The sequence below is a fragment of the Streptomyces aureocirculatus genome (assembly GCF_000720475.1).
In the GTDB taxonomy this organism is placed as follows: Bacteria; Actinomycetota; Actinomycetes; order Streptomycetales; family Streptomycetaceae; genus Streptomyces; species Streptomyces aureocirculatus.
In genome coordinates this window covers 140,617-156,070 of the sequence record NZ_JOAP01000006.1, presented here as the reverse complement: position 1 = coordinate 156,070, position 15,454 = coordinate 140,617, and the positions used below count along the sequence as shown (strand labels likewise).

The window sequence follows — 15,454 nt, the reverse complement described above, 5'->3', positions numbered from 1 at the left end:
GTCCCGGGGGGGGCGGTGCCGGGGGGCGTGGGGTGACGGGTGGTGCGGGGTGGTGGTGCGGGGGCGGCCGGGTGGCGGTGCGGGGCGCAGTGGGGCGACAGTGCGGGGGCGCAGCCTGGTGGCGATGCGGGGCGCAGCCCGGCGACAGTGCGGGGCGCAGCCCGGCGGCGATGCGGGGCGCAGCCCGGCGACAGTGCGGGGGGGCGGCGGGGCGAGGAGCTCAGCACGGTCCCCGTGGGCGGCGGCGCGGCGCGAGACCCCGGTGGATGCCGTCCGCCCTAGGACTCCGCGCCGACGTTGAGTTTGTGGAGCAGCCGAGCCAGCTCGGCGACCTCCCCCCGGTCCCACCCGGCAAGCTGCCGAACATACCGCGCCCGCCGGGCCACCCGAACCGTCCGGAACCGCTCCCGGCCTTCCTCCGTGAGCCGTACGAGCCAGGCCCTGCCGTCGGCGGGGTCCGGCTCCCGCGCGACCAGACCCAACTGCTCCAGGCTGCGCAACTGCCGGGACATCGTCGCCTTGCCGACCCCGATGAAGGCGGCGAGATCGGTGGCGCGCCGCGGCCCCGACTCGTCGAGGAACGCGAGCAACCCGTACGCCGCAGGCTCCAGCTCCGGATGCACCTGCCGGGCCATCTCCCCGGAGGACGCCCGCGCCCGGCGAAGCAGCAACGTCAACTCGCGCTCCAGGGAGAGGAACTCGTGGTCCACACCACCTTCGACCGCCGCCTCGCCCCTCTCGGCCCCACCGCCGTGAGCCGCGTCCTCGCGCATGTCAGCACCCATGCCACACTTTCCCGATCCTGAAAGTTTCCGCCGACCGCGGCCATCGCCGCAGCTCGCCCAGTATTTCGCAGGAGTAGACCAACGGCGGGCACCGGCGCCCCTTCCCTCACACGGTCTACGTGCGTAGCGTCATTTCTGACATGTTCACACCATCGACATGTCGACAGGTCCCCCCACCGAGTCCCCTACGTACGACGCGCCCGCCCCCGCGACGTGGGAACCGTGAGCCACACGCAGGGCGCCGCACGCCGGCGCACGGGACTCCACGAGGCCTTTCGGAGGCACGCCATGCCCGTGCACAGACCCGGTACGGCCCGCCGCGGACACCACAACGCGGTCGGCATTCTCCTCGCCGTCCTCTCCGCTCTCGCCCTGCTGATCACCCTGCCCGGCGCCGCGCAGTCCGCCGACGGTTCCGCCCGCGGTGACGACGTCCCGCCGCGCGGCTCCGCCCGCATGGGCATGGGCGTCGCCGAGCACGACGGCCAGGGCGGCCGCCCGACCGGCGGCTCCGCCGCCCAGACCGAGGGTGTCGACGTCAGCAGCCACCAGGGCAACGTCAACTGGTCAGCCCTGTGGAACAGCGGCGTGAAGTGGGCCTACGTCAAAGCGACGGAGTCCACGTCCTACAAGAACCCCTACTTCGCCCAGCAGTACAACGGCTCCTACAACATCGGCATGATCCGTGGCGCCTACCACTTCGCCACCCCCGACACCTCGAGCGGCGCCGCCCAGGCCAACTACTTCGCGAGCAACGGCGGCGGCTGGTCCCGCGACGGCAGGACCCTGCCCGGCGCCCTCGACATCGAGTGGAACCCTTACGGCGCCGCCTGCTTCGGCAAGTCGCAGGGCGCGATGGTCGACTGGATCCGCGACTTCCTCACCACCTACAAGGCGCGCACGGGCCGCGACGCCGTCATCTACACCGCCACAACCTGGTGGAAGCAGTGCACGGGCAACTACGGCGGCTTCGGCGCCAGCAACCCCCTGTGGATCGCCCGCTACAACACCAGCCCCGGCGAACTCCCGGCCGGCTGGGGCTTCCACACCATGTGGCAGTACACCTCCACCGGCCCCATCGTCGGCGACCACAACAAGTTCAACGGCGCCTACGACCGGGTCCAGGCCCTGGCCAACGGCTAGCCCCTCCGCGTAGGCAAGATTCCGCGTACGGAAAGGTCCCGCCAGCGGCAAGTTCCGCGTACGGCAAGGCTCTGCCTGCGGCAAGCCCCGCCTGCGGCCAGTTTCCCCGTACGCCGAGGCTCCGCGCACGCCGAGACTCCGCGCACGCCGAGGCTCCGCCCACGGCAAGGCTCCGCCCACGGCAACGGTCCGCGTACGGCAAGGCCCGGGATCCGCGAGGATCCCGGGCCTTCGCTTCCCCACCGCGCCCGTCACGCCGCGGCGGGAACCCCGGCCACGCCTGCGCAGCCCTGCCGCCGCGCGGGCGCCTTCGTCACGCCGCCGCGGGCACCCGCACCTCGGCCGGTGCCAGCGCGAGTTCGAGGACCTGCCGGACGTCCGTCACCGCGTGCACGTCCAGCTTCTCCAGGACCTCGGCCGGGACGTCGTCCAGATCCGGCTCGTTCCGCTTGGGGATCACCACGGTGGTGATGCCCGCCCGGTGCGCGGCGAGCAGCTTCTGCTTCACCCCGCCGATGGGCAGCACCCGCCCCGTCAGCGACACCTCACCGGTCATCGCCACATCCGTACGGACCGGGCGGCCGCTCAGGAGCGACGCCAGCGCCGTCGTCATCGTGACGCCCGCGCTCGGGCCGTCCTTCGGCACCGCGCCCGCCGGGAAGTGGATGTGCACACCCCGGTCCTTCAGGTCGCCCACGGGCAGTTCGAGCTCCGCGCCGTGCGAGCGCAGGAAGGAGAGCGCGATCTGCGCGGACTCCTTCATCACGTCACCGAGCTGCCCGGTGAGCGTCAGTCCCGCCGCGCCCGTCTCCGGGTCGGCGAGGGACGCCTCGACGAACAGCACGTCGCCGCCCGCTCCCGTGACCGCGAGGCCCGTGGACACCCCGGGCACCGCCGTACGGCGCTCCGCCGGGTCCTGAGCGGACTCCGGCACATGGTGGGGGCGTCCGATGAGCTCGCGCAGATCCTCCGCGTCGACCGTGAACGGTAGCTCGCGCTCGCCCAGTTCGTGCTGCGCCGCGACCTTGCGGAGCAGCCGGGCGATGGACCGCTCCAGATTGCGCACGCCCGCCTCGCGGGTGTACTCCCCCGCCAGCTTGCGCAGCGCGTCCTCGCCGATCGTCACCTCGCCGTCACCGAGCCCGGCCCGGTCCAACTGGCGCGGCACCAGGTGGTCACGGGCGATGACGACCTTCTCGTCCTCCGTGTACCCGTCGAGCCTGACCAGCTCCATACGGTCGAGCAGCGCCTCCGGAATGGCCTCCAGGACGTTGGCCGTGGCCAGGAACACCACGTCGCTCAGGTCGAGTTCGACTTCCAGGTAGTGGTCGCGGAAGGTGTGGTTCTGCGCCGGGTCGAGCACTTCGAGGAGCGCGGCCGCCGGGTCGCCCCGGAAGTCCGAGCCGACCTTGTCGATCTCGTCGAGCAGCACCACCGGGTTCATGGACCCGGCTTCCTTGATGGCCCGCACGATCCGTCCGGGCAGCGCGCCCACGTACGTCCGCCGGTGCCCGCGGATCTCCGCCTCGTCCCGCACCCCGCCGAGCGCGACCCGCACGAACTTGCGTCCCATCGCGTGCGCCACGGACTCCCCGAGCGAGGTCTTGCCGACACCGGGCGGGCCGACCAGGGCCAGGACCGCGCCGCCGCGCCGCCCGCCGACGACGCCCAAGCCGCGTTCCGTACGCCGCTTGCGCACCGCCAGGTACTCGGTGATGCGCTCCTTGACGTCCTGCAGACCCGCGTGCTCGGCATCGAGGACCTCCTGGGCGCCCTTGATGTCGTACGCGGAAGCGCTGTCGTCGGTTCGCTCGTTCCAGGGCAGTTCGAGCACCGTGTCCAGCCATGTGCGGATCCAGGAGCCCTCGGGCGACTGGTCGCTGGCGCGCTCCAGCTTCTCGACCTCCTTCAGCGCCGCGTCGCGCACGTTCTCCGGCAGGTCGGCCGCCTCGACACGGGCGCGGTAGTCGTCGGACTCGTCCTCGCCGTCCTTGCCGTTGAGCTCACGCAGCTCCTTGCGCACGGCGTCGAGCTGGCGCCGCAGCAGGAACTCGCGCTGCTGCTTGTCCACGCCCTCCTGCACGTCCTTGGCGATGGACTCCGCCACGTCCTGCTCGGCCAGGTGCTCCCGCAGTTGCTCGGTGGCCAGCTTCAGGCGCGCCGTGGGGTCCTCGGTCTCCAAGAGCCGGATCTTCTGCTCGGTGGTGAGGAACGGTGAGTACCCGGAGTTGTCCGCGAGCGCCGACACGTCGTCGATCTGCTGCACGCGGTCGACCACCTGCCAGGCACCGCGCTTCTTCAGCCAGCTCGTGGCCAGCGCCTTGTACTCCTTGACCAGCTCCACGGTGGCGCCGGGCAGTGGATCGGGCACGGTCTCCTCGATGCGGGTGCCCTCCACCCACAGGGCCGCGCCGGGACCGGTCGTACCCGCCCCGATGCGCACTCGGCCACGCGCCCGGATCAGCGCCCCCGGATCCCCGTCCGCGAGCCGGCCCACCTGCTCGACCGTGCCGAGCACACCGGTGGCCGCATACGTCCCGTCGATCCGAGGAACAAGCAGCACCGTGGGCTTGCTACTGCTTCCACTGGACCGGGCGGCGGCCTGCGCGGCCTCCACCGCGGCGCGTACATCGGCATCGGACAGGTCGAACGGCGCCACCATGCCGGGCAGCACGACCTCGTCATCGAGCGGCAGCACGGGCAGGGCAAGCGGCGCGTTGGCCCCTGACGCAACGGACTCAGCAGTCATGATCTCCCCTTCGGCATTCAAGTTGAGCTATACCGACTCAATGCTTATGAGCCCTGCAATGTTCCTCGGCCGTGTTCGCTGTCAGCGATCACCCCTGTCGCCTCCAGAAACCCTCTAAGTAAGGTTCACTCACGCCTAGCAGCTATTACTCACTCGGTGGCCACTACTTTCCCTCCGGTCCGCTCACCGGCCCACTTACTGAAGAGGTGCTCCATGCACGGCACAGAAGGAGCTCGAATGTCGGGCGGCGAAGCCGTACGCGCCTGGGTCGACGGCTGGGTCGCCTCCCGCGGGGCCGCCCCTCCGCTCATGGAACCGTGGGGCTTCACGGTGGACGTGGGCCAGATCAAGCACCCGACCAGGCACGTCATCGGCAGTACGGGCACGGACATCCAGGAGGCCGACGTCCGCAAGGTCGCCGCGTCGGTGACCGGAGCCGATGTGTGGCTGAAGGTCTTCGACTCCCCCGCCCGCGTCGCCCCCTGGCTCGGCTCCGAGTGGTGGCTCGACCCCGAACCCGGCTATCTGATGACCGTGCCCCTCGTCCCCGTCACCTCGGACCGCCTGACCGTCCCCGACGGCTACCGTCTGCGCACCTGGGCGCGCGGTGGCGTGATCCGCGCCATGATCGCCTCCGCCGACGGTGCCTGGGTGGCGCGCGGCCAGATCGCACCGACCGGCCGCACGGCGGTCGCCGACCAGATCGAGACCTCCCCGCAGCACCGCCGCAAGGGCCTGGGCAGCCTGATCATGCGCACCCTCGCGGCCGCCGCCTTCGAGCAGGGCGCGGAGATCGGCGTACTGGCGGGGACTCCGGAAGGACGCTCCCTGTACGAGTCCCTGGGGTGGCGGGTGGTCGCGGATCTGACGAGCGCGCGGCGGAAGGGGCCGGAGGAGGCCTGAGGCCAGGTATCCCGCGGGCTCGGCCGCCCTTGCCTGCTGAGGCCAGGCCGCTGCGGGGCTCGGGGCGCCTGCGGAGGCTCGGTCGCTTTCGGGGAGAGGCCCCCTCGGGGGCTCGGCCGCTTGCGGAAGCCAGGTTCCCTACGGAGGTCAGGCCACCGCAGGGCCCAGGTGGCCGGGGTTCCCGGAGCCCCCGGGAAGGTCCGCCCTCCCGGCGGGCTACCTGACGCCCGCCGCCGCGCCGGTCTTTCTCGCGCGAGTGTCCGCGTACGCGTACGGCAGCCCGGGGACCATCAGCAGCAGCGCCACCCAGAGAGGCAGTCGGAGCAGGCTGCCGTCACCGAACAGCGACGAGGCGATCTGCGCGAACGCCACCCCCGCTCCGCCCACGAGCAGCCAGCCCTTGAAGCCGAGGGAGCCGCGCTTTATCTCCACGGCGACGGTGCCCACGAGTATCACCGCGTAGAACGCCAGCCGCGGCGCTTCGATGGACAGCGTTAGCGTCCGGTCGATCAGGTGCGTGAGGAGCAGCAGCGAGCCGAGGACGAACGGGGTGAGCGCTGCCATCCGCAACACCCGCCGGTGCAGGGGTGTACGCGCTCGGGCCCAGGTGGCGGCGAACGCCTTGGCGTCCGGGCCGACCACGTCCTGGGCGGAGCGGCCTGCCGCGGCGGCCTCCTCAAGGTGCGCGGAGAGCTCGGCCAGCATCTCGCGCACGGAGGCGTCGTCGATGCCTCTGTACTCCCAGTTGCTGCGGCAGATCGCCAGGACGCGGGTTCTTTCCGCAGCCGCGGTTGTCTCGCCGGGGCCGAGTTCGCGTTCGAGTTCGGGTTCGCGGCCGGGTTCGAGTTCGGGCGCGGTTACGGTCGCTCCGTCACGGGCCGATTTCCCACTCGTCGTCTGTTCCGTCATGTCGTGCGTCCCCCCAGTCGCTCTGCCGCTGGTCCCTGCTGAATCCGTGGCCCTACGGCCCCACTGACCCTGCTGGCCCTGCTAGCCCTACTCGTGCTGTTCGTGATGGCCGTGCTGTTCGTGATGGCTGTGCTGTTCGTCGTCCAGCGTCCTGGAGACCGCCACCGTGAAGGTGCTCCAGGTGGCGCGGCCGGTGGCCAGCTCGGCTGCGCCCGCCTCGGTCAGGCGGTAGTACTTGCGCGGAGCGCCGCCCGCCGCGGACGGCGCGCGATAGCTGTCGACCAGCCCTGCTCGCTCCATACGGGCGAGCAAGGGATAGATGCTGCCCTCGCTCACCAGGTCGAGCCCGCTCTCGGTCAAGGCCTCCACGAATTCATAGCCGTACCGAGGCCGTTCGCCGATGAGCGCGAGCAGGCACAGATCCAGCACCCCGCGCAGCAACTGACTGCGGCGCTGGTCGTGCGACGCGGACAGCTCCTTTGTCATGCAGTACAAGATAGTCGCTATTACCTTGCACCGCAAGACATTTATGCGGAAGTCAGAGTTCCGGCTGGTGGCAGAGGTCGAAGCCGGGTCGGGATGAAGGGGAAACGGGGGGCGCGGAACGGGCTAAGTAGCCAGGCCGGGCCCCGCGGACCCCCGTCGCCGCAGCAGCGGCCACGTCGCCACGCCCACGACGAACGCCAGCAGATGACCCCAGTTGGTCATCGGATCGGCGAAGGCCACGAGGTCCTCGACGAGCATCCAGCCGAACCCCGCCAGGACGGTCCAGCGCAGCCACGGCGTGAGCAGCCCGGCGAGGGCGCCGACGCTGGCGGCGACGCCGAAGCTGATGCCGTAGTCCAGCCGGTGCAGGGAACTGCCGGGGAGGTGGCCGGCCAGGACCGAGAGCCCGACCGGGACTTCGGTGACCAGCGTGGCGACGACGTGCCCGAGCAGGAACACGCCCGCGGTGCGCAGGCCGCCGATGCGGCGCTCCAGCGCCGTGAGGACGAGCAGGAACACGATGGCGTACGGCGATGTGATGCCACCGGCGATCCAGAGGGCGCTGGCGAGGAGGACGAACACCGGCCGGTCCGCGAGGTGCGCCACGTCGGTGCTTGACCCCTGTTGCAGGGAGGAGACGAAGGAGGGGTCCGCGTGCTCGGCGAACAGCGAGGTCAGGAGGAGGAGAGCGGCGTATGCGAAGGTGAAGGGCGTTCCGGTCGGCGTCGGCAGGACCCGCCACGGCCGCAGCCGCAGCAGCCCGGCCGCCCACGGCCCCCGGGCGGCCCGCGCACCACAACCACCGCGAGCACTGCAAGCGCGGGCACCGCAAGCGCGGGCACCGCAAGCGCGGACACCGCAGGCGCCACAAGCACCGCGGGTGCCACGAACACCGCAGGCACCATGAACACCGCGGGCACCATGAACACCGCAAGCATCACCAGCACCACGAGCGCTATGAGCACCACGAGCGCCACGAGCACCAGAGCCCCCGGGCCCGGACGGACCCACGAGGGGGCTCACGGACCCAAAACCCGCCCCCTCCACACCCCCCTCGGCAGCCCCCCGCCTGCCCACCTGACGCGGCACAGCGTCAAGCGTCGACACAGCGCCAAGCGTCGGCACAGCACCAAGCGTCGGCACAGCCTCGGCAGCCCCGACAGCCCCGGACGGCAGAACCGCCGCCTCAGCACCCACCCCCGCGGCCATCCCCGTACCGACCGCATCGGCGCCCGCATCGGCGCCAGCGTCGGCGCCCGCGCCAGCACCCGCATCGGCGCCCCCGCCAGAAACCCGCACACTCCGGTTCACGCCGAGGCGCTCCTTGTCTCACGGACCTTCCATCACGGATAGATCACGGTTCACGCTTCACTGATCGTTCCCGTGCTGTCTATGACCGACGCCACGTGAGACGCGGGTCACAGAAACTCACATCAACCTCATGGCCTCTCCCGGCGTTGCCGGAGCGGCCCGTTCGCGTTCCTTCCGGAAGGGGGCGGACAGCCGTGGCGCAGAGGCGCGGAAAAGGCCGGGAAAGCCGGCGCGAGATGGAGAGAATGGGCCGATGCACACCCCGTACCGACCTGATCCCCCCGTGGTTCTCGACCGGCGCGAAGGCCCGCACGGAGAAGTCGTCCTGCGACGCCACGGAGACCTGCTGCAGATCATTGCCAATGGCACTTTCCTGATGGACACCTCGGACGGCCGCTCGGAGCGTCTCCTGGTCGACGCCGCCTACGAAGCGCTCGACGGGCGCCCACGTCCGAGCGTTCTCATCGGCGGTCTGGGAGTCGGTTTTTCCCTGGCCCACGCGGCCGTGGACCCGCGCTGGGGCCGCATCACCGTGGTCGAGCGCGAGCAGGCCATCATCGACTGGCACCTCGAAGGACCGCTCTCCGCGCTCTCCAAGGAAGCGCTCTCCGACCCACGCACGGACATCCTGCACGCCGACCTGGTCGCATATGTCAGCGGCGCATTCGCAGGCGCCAACGGCTCACCGGACGCGCCCCCGGCCTCGCACGCGGCGACGTACGACGCCCTGTGCCTCGACATCGACAACGGACCGGACTGGACCGTCACCCAGAGCAACGAAAGTCTCTACTCGCCCGCCGGTCTGGCCGCCTGCCACGCCCGTCTGAACCCCGGCGGAGTGCTCGCCGTGTGGTCCGCCAAACCCTCATCCGCTTTCGACTCCGCTCTACGGAATGCCGGGTTCCAGCAGGTACGTACGGAAGAGATCACCGTTGCCCGGGGCGTACCGGACGTGGTGCATCTCGCGACAAGGGCTGCGTAGCCGAGGTGCCGTCACGCCCCGTACTCTGCTGACCGGACACCAAGCGATCACGTCAGGGGCGGGGCGATGGAGCAGACACACACCTCCCACAACAGCGCCACGGCAGCGATGCCTGGCGCCCAGCGCCGAGTACTGGTGGTCGAGGACGACCCGACGATCGTCGACGCCATCGCCGCCCGGCTGCGCGCTGAGGGTTTCGTCGTGCAAACGGCGGCGGACGGGCCGGCGGCAGTGGACACAGCACAGGCCTGGCAGCCGGATCTGCTGATCCTCGACATCATGTTGCCGGGCTTCGACGGCCTGGAGGTCTGCCGTCGCGTGCAGGCCCAGCGTCCGGTGCCGGTGTTGATGCTCACCGCGCGGGACGACGAGACGGACATGCTGGTCGGGCTCGGCGTCGGTGCCGACGACTACATGACCAAGCCGTTCTCGATGCGCGAACTCGCCGCGCGCGTGCACGTGCTGCTGCGCCGTGTCGAGCGTGCGGCGCTCGCCGCCACGACACCGCGCAGTGGCATTCTGCGCCTCGGGGAGCTGGAGATCGACCACGCGCAGCGGCGTGTGCGGGTGCGCAGTGAGGACGTGCACCTGACACCCACGGAGTTCGACCTCCTGGTGTGCCTCGCCAACACCCCGCGCGCGGTGCTCTCGCGCGAGCAGCTCCTCGCCGAGGTGTGGGACTGGGCCGACGCGTCCGGCACCCGCACGGTCGACAGCCACATCAAGGCACTGCGCCGCAAGATCGGGGCGGAACGCATCCGCACGGTCCACGGCGTCGGATACGCCCTGGAGACCCCGACGCCATGACGGCGGACCCAGGCACCGCGGCCGACCCCGGCGGGACGGCACACGGTGCCCTGAGCGGTACGCCGGGCAGCGCCCACGGCACTCCCGGCGGCGCTGTGGAGGGTGGCAGGGCCCCGGCGCTGCGGTGGCGCTGCGACCGTGGCGGAGGCATGGGCCCGAACGGCCCCTTCGCGGGCCTGCGGCCGTTCTCCATCAAGACCAAGCTCGGCACCCTGGTCGTCGTCTCGGTGTTCATCACCACCGGGCTGCTGATGGTGGCCATGGAGACGGAGACCGAGCTGCGCTTCATCACCGTCTTCTCGGTGATCGCGACCCTGCTCATCACGCAGTTCGTGGCGCACAGTCTCACCGCGCCACTCGACGAGATGAATTCGGTGGCCCGCGCGGTCTCGCTCGGCGACTACACCCGCCGGGTGCGCGGCGCCGACCGGCGCGACGAGCTCGGTGACGTGGCCACGACGATCAACCGCATGGCGGACGACCTGGAGGCCCAGGACCAGCAGCGCAAGGAGCTCGTCGCCAATGTGTCGCACGAGCTGCGCACTCCCATCGCGGCACTGCGCGCCGTCCTGGAGAACGTCGTGGACGGCGTGTCCGCCGCCGACCCGGAGACGATGCGGACGGCCCTGAAGCAGACCGAGCGCCTTGGCCGCCTGGTGGAGACCCTGCTCGACCTCTCCCGCCTCGACAACGGCGTCGTACCGCTGAAAGCGCGTCGCTTCGAAGTGTGGCCCTATCTGTCGGGTGTCCTGAAGGAGGCCAACATGGTGGCCTCCGCGCGCAAGGGGATGCCGTCCGGTTCCGGACGGCACACGCGTACGGACGTCCATCTGCACCTGGACGTCTCGCCGCCGGAGCTGACGGCGCACGCGGACGCCGAGCGCCTGCACCAGGTGGTGGCCAACCTCATCGACAACGCGGTCAAGCACAGCCCACCGCACGGCCGCGTGACGGTGCGCGCCCGGCGCGGCCCCTACCCCGAGTCCTTGGACATGGAGGTCCTGGACGAGGGGCCTGGCATCCCGGAGTCGGAGTGGCACCGGGTCTTCGAGCGCTTCAACCGCGGCGCGCACGCCGGTGCCGCGCCCGGCAGCGACGGCGGGACCGGGCTCGGCCTCGCTATCGCGCGCTGGGCGGTGGATCTGCACGGCGGACGCATCGGCGTGGCCGAATCGGCCCGGGGCTGCCGCATCCGGGTCACCCTTCCGGGCCTTCCAGAAGATTGAAGTTGACGTAAGGTTCGAGGTGGAAGTGCTCCTAGGGCACGCGCACCGCGCGCAGCAGGAGACGCAACCGCGTGTCGATGTACCCAGGGCGGGCACACCCGCCCTCACCAGGGCTCCACGCGGTTCAGCGGCATAGGCAAACCTCGCTTGTTTCCCGCCATTTCCAGCACCGAAACCAGCTTTCCGGTGTGACTTACGCGACGGATGCCGGGCCCGGTCTGCACTGGACGACGATGGAGGCGTAGCCTTTATTTCCGCTGTCCATCACCTTGTGAAGCGGAAGAGGGCGGTTGCCGCCGTGTCGTCACAGTCCCCCAGTAACTCGAGCACCACGACCGACCAAGGAACGCAGGGCAAGAACCCTGCTGCCGCGTTCGGTCCCAATGAGTGGCTCGTCGACGAGATCTATCAGCAGTACCTCCAGGACCCGAATTCGGTCGACCGAGCCTGGTGGGACTTTTTCGCCGACTACAAGCCAGGCGTAGGCGCCACCGTCGTCGCCCCGGCCAAGCCGGCGGGTGACGCGGCCGCGGGGGCCGCGTCCACCACGTCCCCCGCCCCGGCGTCCCCCGCCCCGGCCGCCGCGCAGCCCGCGGCACCGGCCGCTCCCGCGGCGCAGCCCGCTGCTGCCGCGCAGGCCCCGGCCCCCGCCGCCAAGCCCGCCACCGCGAAGCCCGCAGCCGCCAAGGCCGCGCCCGCGAAGGCGGAGCCCGCCAAGCCCGCCGCGTCCGCCAAGGCCTCGGCGGACGCCAAGGAGTCGGCGGGACCCGAGTACGTCACGCTGCGCGGCCCGTCCGCGGCCGTGGCGAAGAACATGAACGCCTCCCTGGAACTGCCCACGGCCACGTCCGTGCGCGCCGTCCCGGTGAAGCTGCTGTTCGACAACCGCATCGTCATCAACAACCACCTGAAGCGCGCCCGTGGCGGGAAGATCTCCTTCACGCACCTGATCGGGTACGCGATGGTGCAGGCCATCAAGGCCATGCCGTCGATGAACTACTCCTTCGTGGAGAAGGACGGCAAGCCCACCCTCGTCAAGCCGGAGCACATCAACTTCGGCCTGGCCATCGACCTGGTGAAGCCCAACGGCGACCGCCAGCTCGTGGTGGCGGGCATCAAGAAGGCCGAGACCCTGAACTTCTTCGAGTTCTGGCAGGCCTACGAGGACATCGTCCGTCGCGCCCGTGACAACAAGCTCACGATGGACGACTTCACCGGCGTCACGGTCTCCCTGACCAACCCGGGCGGTCTCGGCACGGTCCACTCTGTGCCGCGCCTGATGCCCGGCCAGTCGGTCATCATGGGCGTCGGCTCGATGGACTACCCGGCGGAGTTCCAGGGCACTTCCCAGGACACCCTGAACAAGCTGGGCATCTCCAAGGTCATGACGCTGACCTCGACGTACGACCACCGCGTCATCCAGGGCGCGGCGTCCGGCGAGTTCCTGCGCATCGTCGCGAACCTCCTGCTCGGCGAGAACGACTTCTTCGACGAGATCTTCGAGGCGCTGCGCATCCCCTACGAGCCGGTCCGCTGGCTCAAGGACATCGACGCCTCGCACGACGACGACGTCACCAAGGCCGCCCGTGTCTTCGAGCTGATCCACTCCTACCGCGTCCGCGGCCACGTCATGGCCGACACGGACCCGCTGGAGTACAAGCAGCGCAAGCACCCGGACCTGGACATCACCGAGCACGGCCTGACGCTCTGGGACCTGGAGCGCGAGTTCGCCGTCGGCGGCTTCGCCGGCAAGTCGATGATGAAGCTCCGCGACGTCCTGGGCGTGCTGCGTGACTCGTACTGCCGCACCACCGGCGTCGAGTTCATGCACATCCAGGACCCGAAGCAGCGCAAGTGGCTGCAGGACCGCATCGAACGCCAGCACGCCTCCAAGCCGGAGCGCGAGGAGCAGTTGCGCATCCTGCGCCGACTGAACGCCGCCGAGGCCTTCGAGACGTTCCTCCAGACGAAGTACGTCGGCCAGAAGCGCTTCTCCCTGGAGGGCGGCGAGTCCGTCATCCCGCTCCTGGACGCGGTCATCGACAGCGCCGCCGAGTCCCGCCTCGACGAGGTCGTCATCGGCATGGCCCACCGCGGCCGGCTGAACGTCCTCGCGAACATCGTGGGCAAGTCCTACGCCCAGATCTTCCGCGAGTTCGAGGGCAACCTCGACCCGAAGTCGATGCACGGCTCCGGAGACGTCAAGTACCACCTGGGCGCCGAGGGCACCTTCACCGGCCTGGACGGCGAGCAGATCAAGGTCTCCCTGGCCGCCAACCCCTCCCACCTGGAGGCGGTCGACCCGGTCCTGGAAGGCATCGTCCGCGCCAAGCAGGACATCATCAACAAGGGCGGCACGGACTTCACCGTCCTGCCGGTGGCCCTCCACGGAGACGCGGCCTTCGCGGGCCAGGGCGTCGTCGCGGAGACCCTGAACATGTCGCAGCTCCGGGGCTACCGCACCGGCGGCACGGTCCACGTCGTCATCAACAACCAGGTCGGCTTCACGGCCGCTCCGGAGTCCTCGCGTTCGTCGATGTACTCCACGGACGTGGCCCGGATGATCGAAGCGCCGATCTTCCACGTGAACGGTGACGACCCGGAGGCCGTCGTCCGTGTCGCGCGGCTCGCCTTCGAGTTCCGCCAGGCGTTCAACAAGGACGTCGTCATCGACCTGATCTGCTACCGCCGCCGCGGACACAACGAGTCCGACAACCCGGCGTTCACGCAGCCGCTGATGTACGACCTGATCGACAAGAAGCGCTCGGTCCGCAAGCTGTACACCGAGTCCCTGATCGGCCGCGGCGACATCACCCTGGAAGAGGCCGAGCAGGCTCTCCAGGACTACCAGGGCCAGCTCGAGAAGGTCTTCACGGAGGTCCGTGAGGCCACCTCGCAGCCCGCCCCCGCGGAGGTCCCCGAGCCGCAGGCCGAGTTCCCGGTGGCCGTCTCCACGGCGATCAGCCAGGAAGTCGTCAAGCGGATCGCCGAGTCCCAGGTCAACATCCCCGACCACGTCACCGTGCACCCGCGTCTGCTGCCGCAGTTGCAGCGCCGCGCGGCCATGGTCGAGGACGGCACGATCGACTGGGGCATGGGCGAGACCCTCGCCATCGGCTCCCTCCTCCTGGAGGGCACCCCGGTGCGCCTGGCGGGCCAGGACTCCCGCCGCGGCACGTTCGGCCAGCGCCACGCGGTCCTCATCGACCGCAGCACGGGCGACGACTACACGCCGCTGCTGTACCTCTCCGAGGAGCAGGCCCGCTTCAACGCCTACGACTCGCTGCTCTCCGAGTACGCGGCCATGGGCTTCGAGTACGGCTACTCCCTGGCGCGTCCCGAGTCCCTCGTGATGTGGGAGGCGCAGTTCGGCGACTTCGTCAACGGCGCGCAGACAGTCGTGGACGAGTTCATCTCGTCGGCCGAGCAGAAGTGGGGCCAGACCTCCGGCGTCACCCTGCTCCTGCCGCACGGGTACGAGGGTCAGGGCCCCGACCACTCGTCGGCTCGCCCGGAGCGGTTCCTCCAGCTCTGCGCGCAGAACAACATGACGGTCGCGATGCCGACCCTGCCGTCGAACTACTTCCACCTCCTGCGGTGGCAGGTGCACAACCCGCACCACAAGCCGCTGGTGGTCTTCACGCCGAAGTGGATGCTGCGCCTCAAGGCCGCGGCCTCCAAGACGGAGGAGTTCACGACGGGCGGCTTCCGCCCGGTCATCGGCGACGCGTCGGTGGAGACCGACGCGGTCCGCAAGGTCGTCTTCTGCGCGGGCAAGCTCTACTACGAGCTGGAGGCCGAGCGGCAGAAGCGCGGCGTCAAGGACACGGCGATCATCCGCATCGAGCGTCTCTACCCGCTGCCGGGTGCCGAGCTCCAGGCGGAGATCGCCAAGTTCCCGAACGCCGAGAAGTACCTGTGGGCGCAGGAGGAGCCGGCGAACCAGGGCGCGTGGCCCTTCATCGCCCTCAACCTCATCGACCACCTGGACCTGGCGGTCGGCGCCGACATCCCGCACGGCGAGCGGCTGCGGCGCATCTCCCGCCCGCACGGCTCGTCCCCGGCGGTCGGCTCCAAGAAGCGTCACGAGCAGGAGCAGGAGCAGCTCATGAACGAGGTCTTCGAGGCCTAGGCCGCGGCGGTTCACGCCGTT

Annotated in this window: 11 protein-coding genes; 6 read left to right on the top strand and 5 right to left on the bottom strand. The window is 70.3% G+C overall.

Features of this window, described 5'->3' with window-relative positions:
- Positions 1-278: 278 nt before the first annotated feature.
- Entirely contained in the window at positions 279-773 is a 495-nt protein-coding gene (locus IG78_RS0108135) for a MarR family winged helix-turn-helix transcriptional regulator (protein WP_030560713.1), read from the bottom strand.
- 300 nt (positions 774-1,073) lie between these two features.
- Between IG78_RS0108135 and IG78_RS0108130 the strand changes: the two genes are divergently transcribed.
- Positions 1,074-1,928, top strand: coding sequence for a lysozyme (locus IG78_RS0108130; protein ID WP_030560712.1), 855 nt, complete (start codon positions 1,074-1,076; stop codon positions 1,926-1,928).
- 313 nt (positions 1,929-2,241) lie between these two features.
- Here IG78_RS0108130 and lon read toward each other — a convergent pair whose 3' ends face one another.
- Entirely contained in the window at positions 2,242-4,677 is a 2,436-nt protein-coding gene (gene lon, locus IG78_RS0108125) for an endopeptidase La (RefSeq protein WP_030560711.1), read from the bottom strand.
- Between the two features lie 237 nt (positions 4,678-4,914).
- Between lon and IG78_RS0108120 the strand changes: the two genes are divergently transcribed.
- A complete protein-coding gene (locus tag IG78_RS0108120) occupies positions 4,915-5,580 on the top strand; it encodes a GNAT family N-acetyltransferase (RefSeq protein WP_037687442.1) in 666 nt (221 codons plus the stop codon).
- A 216-nt stretch (positions 5,581-5,796) separates the two neighbouring features.
- Here the strand turns inward: IG78_RS0108120 and IG78_RS0108115 are convergent, their stop codons facing one another.
- The 3 genes from IG78_RS0108115 to IG78_RS41790 form a co-directional block, all read right to left on the bottom strand.
- Complete coding sequence (locus IG78_RS0108115; RefSeq protein WP_030560709.1) at positions 5,797-6,489, bottom strand: hypothetical protein; 693 nt, start codon at positions 6,487-6,489, stop codon at positions 5,797-5,799.
- An 87-nt stretch (positions 6,490-6,576) separates the two neighbouring features.
- On the bottom strand, positions 6,577-6,975 hold the full coding sequence (locus IG78_RS0108110) for a PadR family transcriptional regulator (RefSeq protein WP_051852434.1): 399 nt from the start codon (positions 6,973-6,975) through the stop codon (positions 6,577-6,579).
- A 123-nt stretch (positions 6,976-7,098) separates the two neighbouring features.
- Complete coding sequence (locus IG78_RS41790; RefSeq protein ID WP_404827828.1) at positions 7,099-7,986, bottom strand: rhomboid-like protein; 888 nt, start codon at positions 7,984-7,986, stop codon at positions 7,099-7,101.
- A gap of 553 nt (positions 7,987-8,539) precedes the next feature.
- Between IG78_RS41790 and IG78_RS0108100 the strand changes: the two genes are divergently transcribed.
- The 4 genes from IG78_RS0108100 (at position 8,540) to IG78_RS0108085 (ending at position 15,433) form a co-directional block, all read left to right on the top strand.
- Complete coding sequence (locus IG78_RS0108100) at positions 8,540-9,268, top strand: spermidine synthase family protein (RefSeq protein WP_030560706.1); 729 nt, start codon at positions 8,540-8,542, stop codon at positions 9,266-9,268.
- 66 nt (positions 9,269-9,334) lie between these two features.
- Positions 9,335-10,075 carry a response regulator transcription factor gene (locus IG78_RS0108095; protein ID WP_016641312.1) on the top strand — a complete coding sequence of 247 codons (741 nt, stop codon included), beginning with the start codon at positions 9,335-9,337 and terminating at the stop codon, positions 10,073-10,075.
- A gap of 149 nt (positions 10,076-10,224) precedes the next feature.
- Positions 10,225-11,301 (top strand): HAMP domain-containing sensor histidine kinase, encoded by a 1,077-nt coding sequence (locus IG78_RS0108090; RefSeq protein WP_030560705.1) that lies wholly within the window; start codon positions 10,225-10,227, stop codon positions 11,299-11,301.
- Positions 11,302-11,599: 298 nt separating this feature from the next.
- A complete protein-coding gene (locus IG78_RS0108085; RefSeq protein ID WP_030560704.1) occupies positions 11,600-15,433 on the top strand; it encodes a multifunctional oxoglutarate decarboxylase/oxoglutarate dehydrogenase thiamine pyrophosphate-binding subunit/dihydrolipoyllysine-residue succinyltransferase subunit in 3,834 nt (1,277 codons plus the stop codon).
- The last annotated feature ends 21 nt before the right edge of the window (positions 15,434-15,454 follow it).

Excerpts from the sequence above, each read along its gene's own strand:
- IG78_RS0108135 (WP_030560713.1), bottom strand. The coding sequence starts at position 773 with ATGCGCGAGGACGCGGCTCACGGCGGTGGGGCCGAGAGGGGCGAGGCG.
- IG78_RS0108130 (WP_030560712.1), top strand. The coding sequence starts at position 1,074 with ATGCCCGTGCACAGACCCGGTACGGCCCGCCGCGGACACCACAACGCG.
- lon (WP_030560711.1), bottom strand. The coding sequence starts at position 4,677 with ATGACTGCTGAGTCCGTTGCGTCAGGGGCCAACGCGCCGCTTGCCCTG.
- IG78_RS0108120 (WP_037687442.1), top strand. The coding sequence starts at position 4,915 with ATGTCGGGCGGCGAAGCCGTACGCGCCTGGGTCGACGGCTGGGTCGCC.
- IG78_RS0108115 (WP_030560709.1), bottom strand. The coding sequence starts at position 6,489 with ATGACGGAACAGACGACGAGTGGGAAATCGGCCCGTGACGGAGCGACC.
- IG78_RS0108110 (WP_051852434.1), bottom strand. The coding sequence starts at position 6,975 with ATGACAAAGGAGCTGTCCGCGTCGCACGACCAGCGCCGCAGTCAGTTG.
- IG78_RS0108100 (WP_030560706.1), top strand. The coding sequence starts at position 8,540 with ATGCACACCCCGTACCGACCTGATCCCCCCGTGGTTCTCGACCGGCGC.
- IG78_RS0108095 (WP_016641312.1), top strand. The coding sequence starts at position 9,335 with ATGGAGCAGACACACACCTCCCACAACAGCGCCACGGCAGCGATGCCT.
- IG78_RS0108090 (WP_030560705.1), top strand. The coding sequence starts at position 10,225 with ATGGGCCCGAACGGCCCCTTCGCGGGCCTGCGGCCGTTCTCCATCAAG.